The organism is Streptomyces sp. So13.3, from assembly GCF_005860785.2.
Lineage (GTDB): Bacteria > Actinomycetota > Actinomycetes > Streptomycetales > Streptomycetaceae > Actinacidiphila > Actinacidiphila fildesensis.
This window is the reverse complement of the sequence record NZ_CP048835.1, coordinates 9,530,850-9,546,369: the sequence shown is the minus strand read 5'-3', so window position 1 is coordinate 9,546,369 and position 15,520 is coordinate 9,530,850. Positions and strand designations below refer to the sequence as shown.

Here is a 15,520-nt window from a genome sequence, read left to right as displayed (position 1 = left end):
CAGGCGGCGGTGACGACCAGCCAGCCGCGCACCGCGGCCGTCACGTCGCCGCCGGACGCGCGACGAGCCCGGCGGGTGGAGTCGAGGCCTTCAGCGGCTGGCTTGTGTGACGAGTTGAGTCACGAAGTTCAAGATGCCGTGCCCCACGGGGGTCGGAGCGATGAGAACGCCCAACGCCAGAACGATGACCACGGTTACCTCTTCTTCAAACCGGCTCCTGGCCTGGGTGCGACGACCGAGTCGCACAATGACGATGACCGTGAGCAACACCGCAACATCGATGGTCAGCCGCAATCGTCCATGCCTCCCGTCAGACCACGCTCGTCCTTGCCCGACAGCAGCGGACGCCCACCCCAGCCTTCTGATGCTCCTCGTACCGCGCGGTGCGGTCCGGGAGTTGGACGTAATTGGCCCAAAGCGCCACCACGGCGCGAAGACGAGCCGGGGTTCGAGCGGAACAGAGTCCTACGGCGGGTGCCTGTGGTGCATGCGGGAATGTTGAGCAACTCGTGCAGGGCTGTGCCGTGTTCAGCCCATCGGCGTAGCCCGTCGCGGTCGAGCCAGTGGATGCCGTTGGTCTCGCCCCCAGGCTTTGGCGTCGCGGGTGAAGCCGCCGTTGGTGACGACGAAGGCGATGTCCGCGCCGTGGACGGGGCCAGCGGTGCCCTTCCACCTCGTACATGGTGCGCGAGACGACCCGGGGCCGGCCCGTCAAGAAAAATCCCCCCGATGCGACCGCCAAAGGCGTCCTGCTGAGCGGGCCGTCATCGCGGGTCGCAACCCGGCTGGGCAAGGAGCCGCACCCACCGCACGTGATCCAGCTGCTCGGCGCCTTCCAGGTCGGGGCCGACACTGTCCGAGGGGGCACCGTGAACGCGAGCTTGCGCCTGCAGCGGGCACGATGTTCGCCAGCACCGGGCGCAGGTTGCAAGTGCCGGATGCGGTGTTCCGGCGGGCGGCACGGCGGTCTCGCCGAAGCGGGGCACCTGCAGATCGGGCGGGCAGGCGACCCAACCCGATGGTCTGCCGCTCGCATAGAAGGGCTGACAACCTCAGCACTTCGTCAAGTCGCACATGCGATCGATCGGACGCGCGACACAATCCAGAATCCACTATCGATCTTCATCTGGAGCCGTTTTGCGCCTCTTACGCATAGCCAGAGTGCCGATCGCGGGATTGTACGCTGCCGCACTCGCACTGACACTCGCCCCCGCCGCTGCAGCCCACGGCCCCGGGCAGCGCCCCGGCGCTGCAGCTCCCCTGGTCGCGCCGGCCACCGTGACGGCGGATGAATGGACGAACGAGGCCGCCGCGGCGTTCTGGACCCCGGAGCTCATCGAGTCCGCAGTCCCGGAGTTGATCCGGGGCGATCCCGATGTGATCCCGCCAGTCACCGCGGAGGCCGCACGTGCCGCGGTGCCCCAGGCGGAGTATTTCGCCGGCACGCCGACGGTCGGCACGCTGCTGTATCGCAGTCAGGACGCCCAAGCCCACAGCTGCACCGCCAGCGTGATCAAGAGCCCGGGTAGGAATCTGATCCTGAGCGCGGCGCACTGCAACCCGGGCCTTGACGGGCGCACGGCGTTCATCCCGAAGTACACCAAGGGCTCCATGCCTTTTGGGGTGTGGGCCGTGACGAGCCGCTACTCCGACCCCCGGCACACCACCACCGGGGCCGGCTCCAACCTCGACTTCGCCTTCGGATCGACCGAAGACCGCGATGGCGTCAAGCTGCAGGACCTGACCGGTGGCAACACACTGACCCGCACTCCCAGCTACACCAACCCGGCCGTCACCGTCATCGGCTACCCCGGCGCGTCACACGACCCGGACCACAAGGACCGGCCGATCCGGTGCGCGCCGCCCACGACCCGGCTGCCGGGCTATAAGCAGATGACGATGACCTGTGACGGGTTCTACGGCGGCACGTCCGGCAGCCCGTGGATGACGAACTTCAACGGCACCACCGGGAACGTCATCGGCGTGCTGGGCGGCCTGAACGGTGGCGGACCCTCCAGTGGCAAGGAGGACCGCACCTCCTACAGCCCGTACTTCGACGACGACGTGTTCGCCCTGTACGACCGGGCCACCAAGGGCGGCACCTCCGACAGTGCGCCGCCGTACTCGATGGGCAGCACCGGGACGTGGAAGCACGCCCGGCATCTGGCGTCCGGGGAGTTCACCGGCGACGGCCGCGACGACCTGGTGACCGTGTGGTCCGACGGTGAGGTCACCTTGTACTCCGGTAACGGCAGCGGCGGCTTCAGCGGCGAATCGCAGCTGGCCAAACCCAACACCACCTGGACCCACGTGGTGTCGCTGACGGCGGGGCAGTTCGCCGGCCGCAGCACCAGCGACCTGGTCGTGCGGTGGAGCGACGGAGAAGTCACCCTGTACCCGGGGGTCACCCGCGGCGGCCATCTGGCCGAGGAGATCCAGTCGTCCCCGCCCAACCCGGTGTGGCTGCACGCCGCTGTCATCAGCGCGGGCCGGTTCAACACTACGGGCACCGCGCCCAGCACCCTCATGGTGCGGTGGGACGACGGCCACCTCAGCCTGTTCTCCTTCAACGGGCGCACCATGACCGGTGAGACGCCGATCGGTGCGGCGAACAGCACCTGGACCCACGCCACCGTCGTCATGGCCGGCGATCTGGCCGGGAAGAACACCTACGACCTGGTCGTGCGCTGGTCCGACGGCGAGACGACGCTGTATCCGGACGTCGACACCGCCGGCATGCACGGCGAGAACAAGCTCCTGGACCCCAACTCCCGATGGGTCGACGCGAAACCCATGACCATCGGCAGCTACTCGCAAAACGGCTGGCCCGACGACGTCATCGTGGTATGGCCCAGCGGCCTGGTCACCGAGCACCAGAACAGCGGCAGCAGCGCTCTGGGCACCGAGCAGAACCTGGTCGCCTGACCGTCCGGTCAGCGCGTACCGTGCCGGCGCCGTCTGACCAGCAGCACCGTGATGGCCGCCGCGGCACATACCGCGGCGGCCACCGCAAGCGTCCAGGGCAGCGCGCTGGCGCTGCTCTCCTGCCCGGCCGCGGCCGGCTGCGCGCTCGAGGCGGGTGCCGTGCTGGTGGACGGGCAGGACGTACCGCCGGCGGTGACCGTCACCTGCGTCACGAAGGGGCCCGCATCGTCGCCCTGGGGAATGTCCTGGCCCTGCACCGTCACGGGGTAGCTCCCGGGGCGGACGCCGCAGGCAACGGTCGCCTGACCCACCCATCCGTCCCCCTTCCCCAACACGGTCAACGCCACCGGACCGGTGAACGCCGGCGAGACCACCCGCCAACCCGTGCCCTTCCCCTCCTGCCACCAACCGAGATCCACTTCCACCGCGGAACCCGGGACAGCGGTGGCGGGGACCACGCGGAACGCGGAGTTGTGGACCGGGATGCTCGTAGCGGGCTGCGGCGTACCGTCCGCGAACGCCAGTGCGGGTAAGGCGCCCAGCAAGCCGGCGGCCGCAGCCGCGACCACGGCGCTGCGTATCGCGTGTCGGCTCGACCGCCTTGGTGAAGCAGACATGGCGAACTTCCCTTCCGTGGGCGGACGATGAGGGGCACCGTAGCGCAGATTGATCATTTTCCGCCGCCGCACGTCAGTCATCCCGGTAGTGCAGCGGGCGAAGCGAGCACTGACGGCCACGACCGAAGAGGATGCGCCACCGCCCATGTCGTACACCGGCAGCCGCAGCCGGGAGGTTGTCCGACAAAGAATTAAGTTCGCGCATGCGAAGAATGCCCGGCCGGTTTCCCGGCCGGGCACCTTCGCGCATATCTTTTTGGGGTTTCGCTTCGTGAATCTACCATACCGAACACGTGAATGATGCCCCGGCCTGATATGTATCCATCTCACCTGCGCTCACGCCAACAAGGTGTTGCCAGGCCATGGAAGGGGGCGGAGCGTGACGCCGGTCATCCTTGTTTTGATTTGACGCCAGTCGTTCGACGGATTGCCAGTGCCGTCAGCGTTCCGATGACGGCACTGCTGACCGAATAGGAATTGATTATTCCGTCGTCGTAGAGACCGCTGCGTATGGCGATACTGACGAGGAAGGAAGCTGCTCCCATGGCCAGTGAGAAAAGCATGTCGCGCAAGAAGATGGTACGCGGTGTATTCACATCAGGACTTTATCATTCGAAGGCCATCGAGTACTAGAGACCAGGACGGCAGCGGTCGGCGCTGCGTGCACCTGTGTGGCCCGATCGGGGACCGGGCCACACAGGTGCGCTGCGGGGGCTAGCAGTCGTAGCGCTTGATTCTGAAGACGGCCGAGTAGGCGAACTTCATTTCCACGCACTGGGGCGGGGGTTCGGCTGCCACGGTGAAGACGTGCGCGATGTGGATCAGAACAGCCGAGGCGAGGCTGGTGCAGAACAGGTAGAGGTTATGGGTGTGCGGCATGATGCCGCAGACGGCCGCGACAGCCGGCGTCCCCACCGCGATCTTATGCGCGACGCCCTTGGCCTCTTCCTTGCTGAAGCGGACGTAGATCCACCAGCCGAAGGAGACGTGCGGGTCGGCGACCACCGGGTATGCGGCGCCCGCGTGGTTGACGGTCTGGATCAGGTGGTTGCCCTGCAGTGTGTAACTGGTGGGCACGCTGACCCCGTTGGCGTCCTTCGCCCAGGGGGCGTCGATCGTCCCGACCACGGCGCCGTTGAGCTCGATGGTGTAGCTGACCCTGCCCGCAGCGGGGTTCTCCGGGTTGTCCGGGTCGCTCGAGGCGGTGCCGTCGCTGTCCGCGGTGGACGGCAACAGGACCGCGCCGGGTGGGAGGCTGAGGTTGTACGTCATCTGGGTGGGCGCGTTGCTGCCCTTGATGACGGTGTACAGCGTGGCGCCCTCGGCGGTGGACTGGGCGGCGACGTCGGTGTTGGTCAGTCCGGAGGGCGCGGCCGCGAAGCCCTTCTGGTCGAAGGTCGGGTCGAAGCCGGTGGTGTGATCGAAGTTGACCGTGTGAGCGGGCTGGGTCGCGGTGGGGATCGAGATGGACAAACTCCCGGCCGTTCCCACCGGCGAAGACGCGTTCTCCGACCCCGCCGTCGTGACCGTTCCACCCACTACATCGGGATCGGTGTAGGTATTCGTTTCACCCAGGCCGGCACCCCCCAAGGTCAGGCCCTGGGCGAATGTGGTGTGGGATCCCATCGTGGCGACGCCAGGTGTGATCTGGCTGCTGACGGAAGGAACGGCGTGCTGGATCGCGTCGTAGTCGGCGTCGATTCCCACTGCACCGGCGGGAACAGACGCTATGAGGGTACACAGCATCGCTGACATCGCGATGACAGCGCCCCCGATTGTTTTCTTCACTCATCCTCCGAGCAATTAACTCACGGACAGGAAACGCAATTCCATCACATGTTCGATGATCATCCTTCATGGAACGGCAAAGACCGCTCCAAGGAAAGATTTACCCGAGCCGGTAGAATCTCGTGGTTTCCATCAGGATCATCAAAAGATCCCGCACGCATCAGATTTTCCTCAAATTCACCACGCAGCAGACGCAGCCATGCTGGGCAGCCACTCGAAATGGATGCTTGCGCTCCGGATATCCAATTCTGCGCCATCCGAAAAGCACCCAAAAATGCCCTTAACAGATCGTGCGTCAGGCAGCGCCGTGCGGTGCGGTCGCCAGACGGGGACTCGGTAGCCGATCGAGGCACCACGGCCCCGGCAGCCCTGCGCATGGTCAAGAGCCCTGGTGGGGCGGAAGGCGGCCCCCCGCACCACCAGTGGCTGGCCGCGACGGTTGTGAGATAGGTCTCCAAAAATCTCGGTGCGTGTGGGCAACTCCCCAGCAGTGCGCCTTTTGTCCAATGGGCGGGGGGAGTTGATGGGTCTGTGATGATCAAATCTTTACGTAACGGGATCGGTATCTGGTCTTACGATCAGCCGGGCCGTCCTGCGTGAGCTATCTCCGTGGCGGCCTCTCCTATCTCCTTTGTGGACCCGAGAGGTCTTGCATGAAGCTCCGCCGCACTTTGGTGACCGCCGCCGCGACCGCCGTGATCGCGCCCGCCGCCCTGCTGTCCGCGACCACCGCGTTCGCCAGCACCGCACTTCCCGCCACAGGCACCTCCGCCACGGCCAGCCCGACCGCCTCGGCCAGCCCGTCGGCCACACCCTCGAACACCGCCAGCCCCACCGCTTCGGCCACCGTCACCACCAAGCCGACCGCATCCACCTCGACGCCCGCCAAGCCCACCACGACAGCACCTCCGACGGACGAGCCAGGCCTGTGCGCGGAGCAGCCCGGCTACCAGGAGAAGGTCACCACCACCCTCACCGGTCTGCCCGGCAAGATCGTCGCGGGCAGCGGGTGGCACAACCTCACCCTGACCACGACCAACGAGTCCGACAAGGACGCGAACGCGGTCCTGTTCTACGCAGGGGTCGGCTCGGCTGCTGAGGACGCCCCGGACGCCTTCTCCACGAAGCAGGTCGTGCTGCAGGCCTACGATGACGAGTCGGGCGCCTGGCAGAACATCAACGACGGAGCCGGACACTCCGTCGGCTTCGCCGGCTTCAGCGACACCCTCAAAGCCGGCGAGAAGGTCACCATCAAGCTGCGCCTGGACGTCAAGGCCAACGCTCCCATCGGCCAGGGCATGACCATCGGCGGCGGCACCTACCTCAACGACCAGGCCAACTGCCTCGGCGACAGCGGTCACGCTTACCTCGTCCAGATCGTCGCCCCCGGCACCGCCACCGGTGGTCCCGCCCCCCAGACCGGCGGCAAGGTGCCGCTGCCCACCACCACGCCCAGCAAGGGCACCGTGCCCCAGGTCACCGGGAACCTCGCTGAAACCGGCTCCTCCAGCGCCACCCCGATGATCGCCGCCGTCGGCGGTGCGGCCGTCGCCCTGGGCGCCGGCGCCATCTTCATCGTCCGCCGTCGCAAGACCCACACCACCGCATAACCCGCCACCGCGGGCACAGCATCATCCTGATGGGTCGCACCCCCCTGCGGTGCGACCCATCATCGCGTTCGGACCCCGCCGCAACAGGGCAGCGTGGACGGCATAGAAATCGCCGCCTGCCTCCTAGGAACAGGGGTGAAGCCGCTCGTCCCGGACCGGTACAGCCTTGCGGGCCAACTCGTATTCCTCGGGGTCCGGACGGGCCTTGTGCCTACCGGCGCCTTCCGCTCCAGCCCGCCCAGTAGGGCACCAGCGAGCCGGCCACGCCGGCGGTCACCGTGGCGGCCAGTTCCGCCGCGCCCCGCCACCCGCAACCGAGCAGTAGATGCATCGCCACCGTGCCGACCGCCGCTGTTGCGACGATGAGCAACACCATCAGCGCGACCCTGCGCAATCGTCCCCCCATCCCTGTCCGCTACCCGTCGGCACCTGCTCAACGCCGGTACCGAGCCGGGCAGTGACTGGGCGGGAAGGGGTCTTGCCTACCCGATGACCTGCGGTTGACGGCGCATCCGGGTGCGGGCGCGGGCGGGGATGCGCAGCAGTTGTGCAGGGAGGTGCCGTGTTCAGCCCACTGGCGGAGTTTGTCGCGGTCGAGCCAGTGGACGTGGTTGGTCTCGCCCCAGGTTTTGGCGTCGCGGGTGAAGCCGCCGTTGGTGACGACGAACGCGATGTCGGCTCCGTGGACGGGTCCGGCGGTGCCTTTGACCTCGTACATGGTGCGCGAGACGACCCGGCTAGCGACAGTGGTGTGCTTGCACTGCGCCACGTACCTGCGCCCGGCGGTGTCCTCGCCGACCGCGTCGGCCGCCTGGTCGCCGCGCTGTCCGACGTGCCGGGCGGTGATCCCGTCGCGGATCATCAGGTCCCGCACCGCCAGCTCGAACTGCGTCGGATCCAAGGCGTCCAGGTCCGCCAGGGTCAGCCGCAGGCCCTTCAACCGCAAGTGCATGGGGGTGCCGCGCCAGCTGACCACACAGCCCGCCTTATAGCAGGCACTACTGACAACAAGCCGACCACCCGGCGCGCCCCCAGGTGCGAGCGCGCCACCGCCTCTCCGCTTCAGCTGGGTTTCCAACCGCGGACTTCGATGTTGGTGAGCTGCGCGTCGGGCTGCAGGCGGCCGGTCTCCACCAGCCAGCCCCGCACCGCGGCCGCCACATCGCCGCCGGACGCGTCGACCTTGCTCTTCCACTCCGCCGCGTCGAACCCGCCAGCACCCTGCCCGGCACCGGGGCTGGCCCCGTACGCGCGCTCCTCGGTGCCGTCGTTGCGTTGCACGACGCCGCGGCGCAGCCCCGGGGAGTCGATGCGCGAGCCGGCCGAGTGCGTGAAGGCGCCCTTCTTCGCCCGCACCGTGAACGCGAGCTTTCCGCCCGCGGCCGCAGTGTTCGCCACGACGGGGCGCAGGCGGGAGGCGCCGGAGGCGATGTGCTGGCGGGCGGCGCGGGCCATGGAGGACTTGCCGGGGGTGCCGACGACGTCCTTGGTCCGCACCCGCGCCCGGCGTGGTTTGGCGTCGCCCGGCTTGGCCTTCAGCAGCCGGCGCTTCACGTTCGGGGCGGCGATGCGCTTGAGGTCGGCGACGTCGGTGGCGCCGCCGGCCTGGACCTCCTGAACGACGTCGCGCAGCGCGGTGACGAACGCGGCGCCTTTGTCCTTGGTGAAGAACTGCGAGACGAGGGAGGAGTTGCGGCCGATGATGTCGCCGACCTGCTTGCGGCTGTAGCCGGCGTTCAGCAGCTCCTGGGTCAGGCGGGCCGCTTCGTTCAGTGGCGGGGCGTTCTGGCCGCGGCGGCGTCGGGGGGTCATTCCGGTCCTTCGGTGAGCGTCGTGTGGTGGCCGATGCACTGGACGTCGATCTGGTCGGCGACCTCGGTGAGGGAGTCGGCCAGGGAATCCACCGTCTCCGCGTCCAGGTCCAGGACGCCGCGCTCGATCCACTCGTGCCAGCTGGCGCCCAGTCGGCGCAGCAGGGCGCTGACTTCGTGGGCTGGGGCGTAGAGGTGACCGTCGTCGTCCCGGATCAGGGGCAGCGTCACGGCGTAGTCGCTGTCGCTCATCGGCTGGTCTCCTGCAGTTCGGCGAGCGCTTCGCGGCCGATCGCCTGGTGGGACAGGAGTTCGTCCTCGGTGCGCGGGCCGGTCAGCTCCCAAGGGATATGACCCTTCTTCAGGTAGTCGCCGGGGTTGCCGTGGTAGGGCCAGGCGGCGTCGGCGGTGGTGTAGATCGCGTCGGTGCGGAACGCCACGACCGAGCGGGCGGGCAGGTGCAGGGCGCCGACCGACACGTCGTCCTCCCGCATCCGCGTCGACAACAGTGCGGCTCGGGCCCCGGACCAGACGCCGGCGGACCATTCGGGATGCGCGTTGGGGTCGCGGGAGAAGCCGCTGTTCTTCTGCCACACGATGGTGTCGCCGTCGATGCCGATGATCTGCGCGCCGTCCGGGGCGTCCTGGCCGACCGGCACGGTGCCGGTCACGATGCGCGGGCGCTGCGCGAAGCCGCCGATCCCGTACAGCAGGATGCTGCGCACGCCGCGCGAGGCGAGGCGGGCGGCTTCGCGGCCGCGCTCATCGCCGTGCAGTTCCGCCTTGGACTGCAGCAGCGACCACGCGTCCTTCAGCTTCTTGGACCAGGCCTTGAGCGGGTCGCCGGACTGCCACACCAGGCCGTCCAGGATCTCGATCCGCCACGGGGCGATCGGGTTGTTCAGCGCCACGTTCAGCTCCGCGCCGCCCGCCCACGTCACGAACGTGCGCCCGCCCTCGGACGGGTACTCCCATGCCCGATCGCCTGCGGCCGGCGCCGGGAGGATCCCGACGTGCTCCCAGCCGTCCGGGACGGTGACCCGCACCTGCCAGTGCGACGGCGCGTACAACGCGTTCGTCTTCTCCTTGTCCGACATCGCCGCGAACGCGGCCGGGGTGATGCGGCGCGGTGCGCCGACGCCGGAGGCCCAGGTGTGCTTGGCGTAGGCGAAGGTGCGGTCGAGCTCGACCAGGCGCGGCAGCTGCTCCGGCACGCCCGGGGGCAGGATCAGCTCGGTGCGGCCCTGCCCGGCGGTCGCGTGCATGAGGCCGCGGATCTCCTCCGACATCACCGGGTACCCGTCGGCCCACTTCGCACCCGTCTTCGCGGGGATGGTGCGGGTCCACAGGTCACGGCCGGTCTGCGACGGCGAGCCCATCAGCGTCACGTCCGACCAGTGGATCTTCAGCGCCTTCCACAGCTCCACGAACGCGTCGCGGACCGTGGCGGGGTCGGCGTCGCCGACCTCGAACCACTCCCCCACACTGCGGATCTCGGTGTGCTGGTCGCCGCGCTGCCACCGGCCGACGGGGTTGCGCGGGTGCACCAGGTGCCCGGCCATCCGGTCCTTGCCGCGCGAGGCCTCCACCGTCCAGGCGTCCCCGGGCGGGGCGTTCAGCCACGCGGCGACCGCGTCGCGCAGGAACGGGTGCCGAGCGGCATCGGCGTGCCACGGGTCGCCAGCGGTGACGTAGATCCGCTCCACCGTGGCGGGCAGCACCGCGTACACCGCGGCCAGAATCTCCTCCACGGACGCCGCACCGAGCTGCACGCGCACCGTCTGATCACGGTGCACCAGAACGCCGGTGCTGGTGTCCAGGAACGCCATCGCCCGCGCCTGCTGGGTGAAGTTCGGGCGGGTCGACGTCAGATTCGGCGTCACCGCGAACCACCGGTCCCCCTCAGGGCCGGCCGGGATCGAGGGGAGCTCCCGCTCCCCCGCGTCCGGCACCGTGACCGGCACGGGCACCGAGACGGCGGCCGCCGTTGCCGGGACGTCGCCGTGCTCATGGTCCTCGACGGCCTCGTCCGCGACGGCGGCCTCCGGGCCCCCCTGCGGGGCAGCGAGGTCGGCGGCTTCGGGCACCACTTCGGCGGCCGCGGGCGGGGCGGGGTGGCGCAGGTCTGGAACGAGCGCTCCCGCAGCGGCGATCTTCCCTGCGGGCGCCTGCGGCGTGGCGTGGTCATCCGGGTGGGCAGGTGCCGGTGAGGGTGTGTCAGGTCCGGAGGCGGGCACGGGGGGGCCCAGGGAGGGCACCAGGGCGACCACGTCGATCACCGCCAGGCCGGCGGCCGGGGCGATCCGGTCGGCCTTCGCCTTGTCGTGCTCCGCCAGCAGCGTGATCCGCCGGCCGCGTTCCGCCTCGAGCTTTGCCAGGGCGGCCTGCGCCTTCTTGATGTCGTCGCGCAGCGTGCGCAGTTCGGCCAGGGTGGTGGCGTAGGTCTTGGCGTCCATCACGATCCCTGATGCGGTGCGGATGAGGTGGCGGCATGGCCGCTGGTGGGACGGGTCGTGACGTAGGCGATGGCTCCGCCCGAGTGCGATTCCAGACGGGTTCCCAGCAACAGGCCGGCGGTAGCCCGGCCGTCGGCATCCGGGGCGGTCAGATGGGTGACCGGGCGGGCCAGGTCGGTGAGGTGGCCGGCCAGGATGGCGTCGGGGAAAGTATGGCGGCCCGGTGCGCTCTTCTCCCAGCGTTGGAGGCCGGTCAGGACGGCCACGACGTATCCCGACAACGTGATCGGCAGTACTCCCCCTGCCGCGACGGCCACCGCATCGCAGCGCCAGTGCCCCCGCAACGCGGCCAGCAGGTCAGCAGGCGGCAGCTCGGCGGCGAAACCGACCCACCGTCGGTTGCCCTCGGGAGCCGGCCGGGCCGTATCCACCCGCAGTACGGCGAGTTCGGGTGCCGCCAGCTGGTGCAGGGGGGTCGGCGCCCGGTCTTTGAGGGCCTGGACCACCGACAGCGGGACCATGACGCGGTTGCCCCGCCGGGACAGCCCCGGCAGCACCCCGGCGTGCACGAGGCGGCGGAACGTCGTGACAGCGCAACCGAGTTCCTCCGCGGCCTGCCCCGTCGTCAACAGCACCACCACACCCCCCTACATACAAACTCTGATATTTGATCAGGGACAGACGGTAACGAATGGGTGGGCACCCGTCAACGAACAACACCCGCCGCGGCGGCGACACCCACCCGTATGTGCAGGTGCGTGACGAGCGGTGATACAGACCGATGTGCTCCATCGTGCTCCCGTATCCCAGGACCGGCCGGTGGCCGAAGACCAGAACCGACCACGCTACGGGCCGGCCGACACCGGGCGGCGTCGTGCCCGGGGCGCTGCGGCTGCGGGGTATTCCTCTCGAGCCGGATACCGGCATCTGCTCGGTGAGCCGGGGAAGATGCGGGCCCGCCCGGGGCCTCGCGTCCCCTGCGCGGTTGGGGCAGCAGCGCCGCTGGGGCGGGGAAGTTGGCGCATATTGTGTGGTGCGCTCCTGTGCGCCGGATACCCCCACGTCAAAGTCGCAGGTCGGGGGAGAGTGCCGGCAGCACCCCCGATTCCGCTTCGTGGCGCGTTATGAACCTTTTCGTCGGAGAGGAAAGCTTTCTTCATCATGCGCTGTCAGACCTGATGGCCAGGATGCCGGGCATGAGTCTTACGTCCTCGCTGAAGGATCCCGCCCGACGCCTCGGTCAGCGCGTCGGCGTGCACGGTCAGGTGGGCGACGCGTGCCGTGTGCAGGCGCAGTTCATCGTCCAGGTGGCAGCCGTCTCGCGCGAACGCTTCCCGTAGGTCGGCCACTGTGTCGGCAGGCAAGCCGTTCCCACCGTACTTTCGGCTCTCGCGGTCCAGGCGGCGCAGCATGCTCTCGAACACCCGCAGGGCCCGGGTTACCTGGTCGTCGTCGGTCCAGTCGACGGATGCGGCGTAGGAGTCGAAGAGCTGCTTGCGGACCCCGCCGTCGCCGGGAGTGAAGTCGGGGTCTTGGGTGAAGTGCTCGTTCTCCCAGTACTCGCCGATCGCCCCTGCCACGAGATCGCTCATCAGTCCCCGGACGGCGTTGCGGGCGGGCCGGGAGAGCAGTTCACGATCAGCGGTGGCCATATAGGCAGATTACGGGGCTGAAGTGTAGAGCCGTCCGTATTTTCTGCCTGCACCAATGGGTTTGTCGCCGAGCCGACCGCCGACGGCCGCACATTCTGCGGGTATCGTCCCGTCCGGATCGTCAGATCTCCCGCGGGCGCATAGGCGCAACGCAGTAGGCCGAGCTGACCCGGGCAAGAGGGGGACCAACGACGGTGCGCAGGAGAGACAGCAACACGGAACCGGCGGCCGGCGGCCGGCGAGCGATCGCTCTGCGGGGCGTACAGCTCGCGCTGCTCGGCCTCGTTGTCGTGCTGGCCGGGCTCCGTTTCGGGGACCGAGACCTCCGCGGCGATGGGAGTGCCATCGTCTTCGGTGTGATGGCCGCGTCCTCGCTGTCCATCGGAGTTCTAGAGCGCTACCGGGCACGCGCTGCCAAAGGTCCCCGATAGCGTCACCCGAGGCAGCATCGCCCGGGCGGTTGCCGCATCCTTGCCGGCGCAACGCCGAAGCTCAGTCCTCGGCTGTTCCAAGCCCGGTACGGTCCGCCTCGCGTGCTCGCCGACGCTTCGTCCTCGGGCGGGTGTACTCCGCCAGGGCAAGACCCGCCTGAGCCACGATCAGGACCAACACCACGATCGAACCCACCCGCGCCACGCCGCCACTACGCAGCGCGTGCAGGCCGAACCACACCAGCGCACTGCACCACCACAACGCCAGAGCGAACCTCCGCGCCCACCCAGGTACACGGCTCACTGCCGGCCACGACCGGGAAACAGCGCGCTGGTAGTCGCCGCCACCGCCGCCCCGAACAACAACCCACCCCAAGCCGAGGCCCCCACAAGCCGGTACGGGTGCGCGACCAGCCCGTACACCACGATGCCCAGCCCACCCCCCACGAGGAAGAACCCACCGCTACGCATCGCAACCCGCCACCGCGGGCGCACTATCCCTGACGTCACGACGCACATCATCCACCCACTCCGACCGCGCCCGCACGAAGATCCGCCAGCCACGGGACATGAGAGCCTGGCAATGATCACCACCCGACGGTAGGTAGGTTCAGGGTCAAGGGAGGGATCGCTGTGCGCGTGGCTCTATGGGTCCTGCTCGGCCTGGTGGCGCTACTGGAATACAGCGTTGGCATCGCCGCCATCGCCGCCATCGCCACTGGACGGATATGGGCGCCCTGGGCCCTGCACCGGGTCCGGCGGCCGACACCTTGGGGATGGGCACAACTCCTCGGAGCCGCCATGCTCACGATCTACCCCCTGCACTTCGGCCTGGGGGTGAACATCCCAGTGATGGCCGTTCTGACCTTCTCACTGATCCTCATGATCGCCTCCGCCGTGCTGAACCACTTCGCCCTCAAAGCTCCGCGCACCCCACCCGGCTGACACCCCGCACCGTCACGCATCACCTGACCCAGCCGCTGAGCCCTAGCTGTTCTGTCCACGGAGGTTCGGATCAGCCTTCCGACCCGCGTACCTTGACGCCATGCGACGACACCGACGAGTGAGCAAGGCAGCCGGATGGCTCGCGATCTGGGCTGCGACCACCGTCGCCATGAGCGTCATCACCCAGCTCGCGGATATCTACACGGGCTGGATGCCCACCGCCGCGACGTCACTGGTGCTGGTGGGCTGCTGGTACTGGAGCGTTCGCACCGCATCACGCCGGGCAGCCCGAGCTCGGGGGTAACGCCCTTTCACCACCCGGGCGATGGTGTGGCAGGTCGCGTGTGAACACGGCGCAAACGCCCGGGAGCTGCGGGCGGGCGGGTCCGGCTACATCCGTGCAGCCCCGACGGCCGAGCGAACAGCGCACCTGGAACTGTGCAGTCGTACGAGGGGTTCCGCGGCGCCCCCGCCCAGGGCTGTTGCAAAGTCTTTTGGTCTTGGATCGTTGCTGGTCAGGCGAGGCCGAGGAGTTCGAGCGGTCGTCGGAAGCAGTCGTAGGACATCGCGCGGAGGCTGGCTGCGATGTTGGTGTGGCCCGCTGCTCGCAGTTGGTTGATCGCGAAACTGCGGAGGGTCGCCATGTTGTCCGGCCCGTGTCCGGTGCGGATCGTGGAGGCGTCCTCGGCGAAGGTGGTGTCGCGCACGAAGTGCAGCCGGTTCTCGATCACCCACTGTGACCTGGCCAGATGCCCGATCCGCTGCGGGGATGCCTGCCGGGCACTGAGGTCGGTGAGCGCGTAGACGGTCTGGCGGCTGACTTTCCCGGATTTCACGTCGGTGCGGTGGCGCAGGATGCGGGCTGCCTGCACTGCGTGCGGGAAGTCCAGGCCGAGGCCGTCCACGGTGAGCACGCGGGTCACCCGCGTCTCTTTGCGCCCGTGTCCCTCCTCGCGGTCGTAGCGCCGCGCGGTGACCCTTTCCCACGGCAGCGACCGCAGCTGGTGATGCAGGCGGGGCTGGTTGGTCTTGACCACCAGCAGGTAGTGCGCCTGCTTCTCCTCCACCAGGAAACGGGCGTGCTCGCGCTGGGTGTGCAGCGCGTCGGCGGTCACCGTCACGCCGGTCAGATCGAATGGTTCCAGCAGGGCGGCGAAGCAGGTGATCTCGTTCGTTTTGTCCGGGACCCGCAGCTGGGTGACGGTCAGTCCGGTGCCGGTCATCGCGGCCAGCAGGTGTGCGGCCGCTGTGGTGGAGGTGCGCGAGCCGGGCACTCTTGCCGTCG

At 68.8% G+C, this 15,520-nt stretch carries 16 protein-coding genes and 1 pseudogene; 4 read left to right on the top strand and 13 right to left on the bottom strand.

Annotated elements, in window-relative coordinates; all coding sequences use genetic code 11:
- Nucleotides 1-90: 90 nt before the first annotated feature.
- Together C8250_RS42790 and C8250_RS44360 are read right to left on the bottom strand one after the other, a co-directional pair.
- Nucleotides 91-294 (bottom strand): hypothetical protein, encoded by a 204-nt coding sequence (locus tag C8250_RS42790; protein WP_244809766.1) that lies wholly within the window; start codon nucleotides 292-294, stop codon nucleotides 91-93.
- Nucleotides 295-488: 194 nt separating this feature from the next.
- Nucleotides 489-669 (bottom strand): annotated as a pseudogene (locus C8250_RS44360) (restriction endonuclease); the annotation flags it as partial.
- A 507-nt stretch (nucleotides 670-1,176) separates the two neighbouring features.
- Here C8250_RS44360 and C8250_RS42785 point away from each other — a divergent pair.
- Nucleotides 1,177-2,925, top strand: coding sequence for a hypothetical protein (locus tag C8250_RS42785; RefSeq protein ID WP_138357182.1), 1,749 nt, complete (start codon nucleotides 1,177-1,179; stop codon nucleotides 2,923-2,925).
- 8 nt (nucleotides 2,926-2,933) lie between these two features.
- Here C8250_RS42785 and C8250_RS42780 read toward each other — a convergent pair whose 3' ends face one another.
- The 3 genes from C8250_RS42780 to C8250_RS42770 form a co-directional block, all read right to left on the bottom strand.
- Entirely contained in the window at nucleotides 2,934-3,188 is a 255-nt protein-coding gene (locus C8250_RS42780) for a hypothetical protein (RefSeq protein ID WP_138357181.1), read from the bottom strand.
- A 743-nt stretch (nucleotides 3,189-3,931) separates the two neighbouring features.
- On the bottom strand, nucleotides 3,932-4,138 hold the full coding sequence (locus C8250_RS42775) for a hypothetical protein (protein WP_138357180.1): 207 nt from the start codon (nucleotides 4,136-4,138) through the stop codon (nucleotides 3,932-3,934).
- A 118-nt stretch (nucleotides 4,139-4,256) separates the two neighbouring features.
- On the bottom strand, nucleotides 4,257-5,015 hold the full coding sequence (locus C8250_RS42770; protein ID WP_138357179.1) for a hypothetical protein: 759 nt from the start codon (nucleotides 5,013-5,015) through the stop codon (nucleotides 4,257-4,259).
- 968 nt (nucleotides 5,016-5,983) lie between these two features.
- Between C8250_RS42770 and C8250_RS44645 the strand changes: the two genes are divergently transcribed.
- Nucleotides 5,984-6,940: an LAETG motif-containing sortase-dependent surface protein gene (locus C8250_RS44645; RefSeq protein ID WP_138357178.1), complete on the top strand. Its 957-nt coding sequence runs from the start codon at nucleotides 5,984-5,986 to the stop codon at nucleotides 6,938-6,940.
- A gap of 211 nt (nucleotides 6,941-7,151) precedes the next feature.
- Here the strand turns inward: C8250_RS44645 and C8250_RS42760 are convergent, their stop codons facing one another.
- The 7 genes from C8250_RS42760 to C8250_RS42730 form a co-directional block, all read right to left on the bottom strand.
- Nucleotides 7,152-7,316: a hypothetical protein gene (locus C8250_RS42760; RefSeq protein WP_187145228.1), complete on the bottom strand. Its 165-nt coding sequence runs from the start codon at nucleotides 7,314-7,316 to the stop codon at nucleotides 7,152-7,154.
- A gap of 57 nt (nucleotides 7,317-7,373) precedes the next feature.
- The gene (locus tag C8250_RS42755) at nucleotides 7,374-7,916 is read right to left on the bottom strand and encodes a restriction endonuclease (RefSeq protein WP_244809764.1); all 543 of its coding nucleotides are present in this window, start codon (nucleotides 7,914-7,916) and stop codon (nucleotides 7,374-7,376) included.
- Nucleotides 7,917-8,002: 86 nt separating this feature from the next.
- Nucleotides 8,003-8,752: a hypothetical protein gene (locus tag C8250_RS42750; RefSeq protein WP_138357177.1), complete on the bottom strand. Its 750-nt coding sequence runs from the start codon at nucleotides 8,750-8,752 to the stop codon at nucleotides 8,003-8,005.
- Nucleotides 8,749-9,003 (bottom strand): DUF6213 family protein, encoded by a 255-nt coding sequence (locus C8250_RS42745; protein ID WP_138357176.1) that lies wholly within the window; start codon nucleotides 9,001-9,003, stop codon nucleotides 8,749-8,751. Before C8250_RS42745 ends, C8250_RS42750 begins: the two co-directional genes overlap by 4 nt.
- A complete protein-coding gene (locus C8250_RS42740; protein WP_138357175.1) occupies nucleotides 9,000-11,207 on the bottom strand; it encodes a Mucin-19 in 2,208 nt (735 codons plus the stop codon). The genes C8250_RS42745 and C8250_RS42740 overlap by 4 nt, the downstream gene beginning before the upstream one ends.
- Complete coding sequence (locus C8250_RS42735) at nucleotides 11,207-11,842, bottom strand: helix-turn-helix domain-containing protein (RefSeq protein ID WP_138357174.1); 636 nt, start codon at nucleotides 11,840-11,842, stop codon at nucleotides 11,207-11,209. Before C8250_RS42735 ends, C8250_RS42740 begins: the two co-directional genes overlap by 1 nt.
- Before the next feature lie 534 nt (nucleotides 11,843-12,376).
- A complete protein-coding gene (locus C8250_RS42730) occupies nucleotides 12,377-12,859 on the bottom strand; it encodes a hypothetical protein (protein WP_138357173.1) in 483 nt (160 codons plus the stop codon).
- Nucleotides 12,860-13,929: 1,070 nt separating this feature from the next.
- Between C8250_RS42730 and C8250_RS42725 the strand changes: the two genes are divergently transcribed.
- Nucleotides 13,930-14,235: a hypothetical protein gene (locus C8250_RS42725; protein WP_138357172.1), complete on the top strand. Its 306-nt coding sequence runs from the start codon at nucleotides 13,930-13,932 to the stop codon at nucleotides 14,233-14,235.
- A gap of 100 nt (nucleotides 14,236-14,335) precedes the next feature.
- Entirely contained in the window at nucleotides 14,336-14,539 is a 204-nt protein-coding gene (locus tag C8250_RS42720) for a hypothetical protein (protein ID WP_138357171.1), read from the top strand.
- 211 nt (nucleotides 14,540-14,750) lie between these two features.
- Here the strand turns inward: C8250_RS42720 and C8250_RS42715 are convergent, their stop codons facing one another.
- Complete coding sequence (locus C8250_RS42715; protein ID WP_244809762.1) at nucleotides 14,751-15,509, bottom strand: ISAs1 family transposase; 759 nt, start codon at nucleotides 15,507-15,509, stop codon at nucleotides 14,751-14,753.
- Nucleotides 15,510-15,520 lie beyond the last annotated feature (11 nt).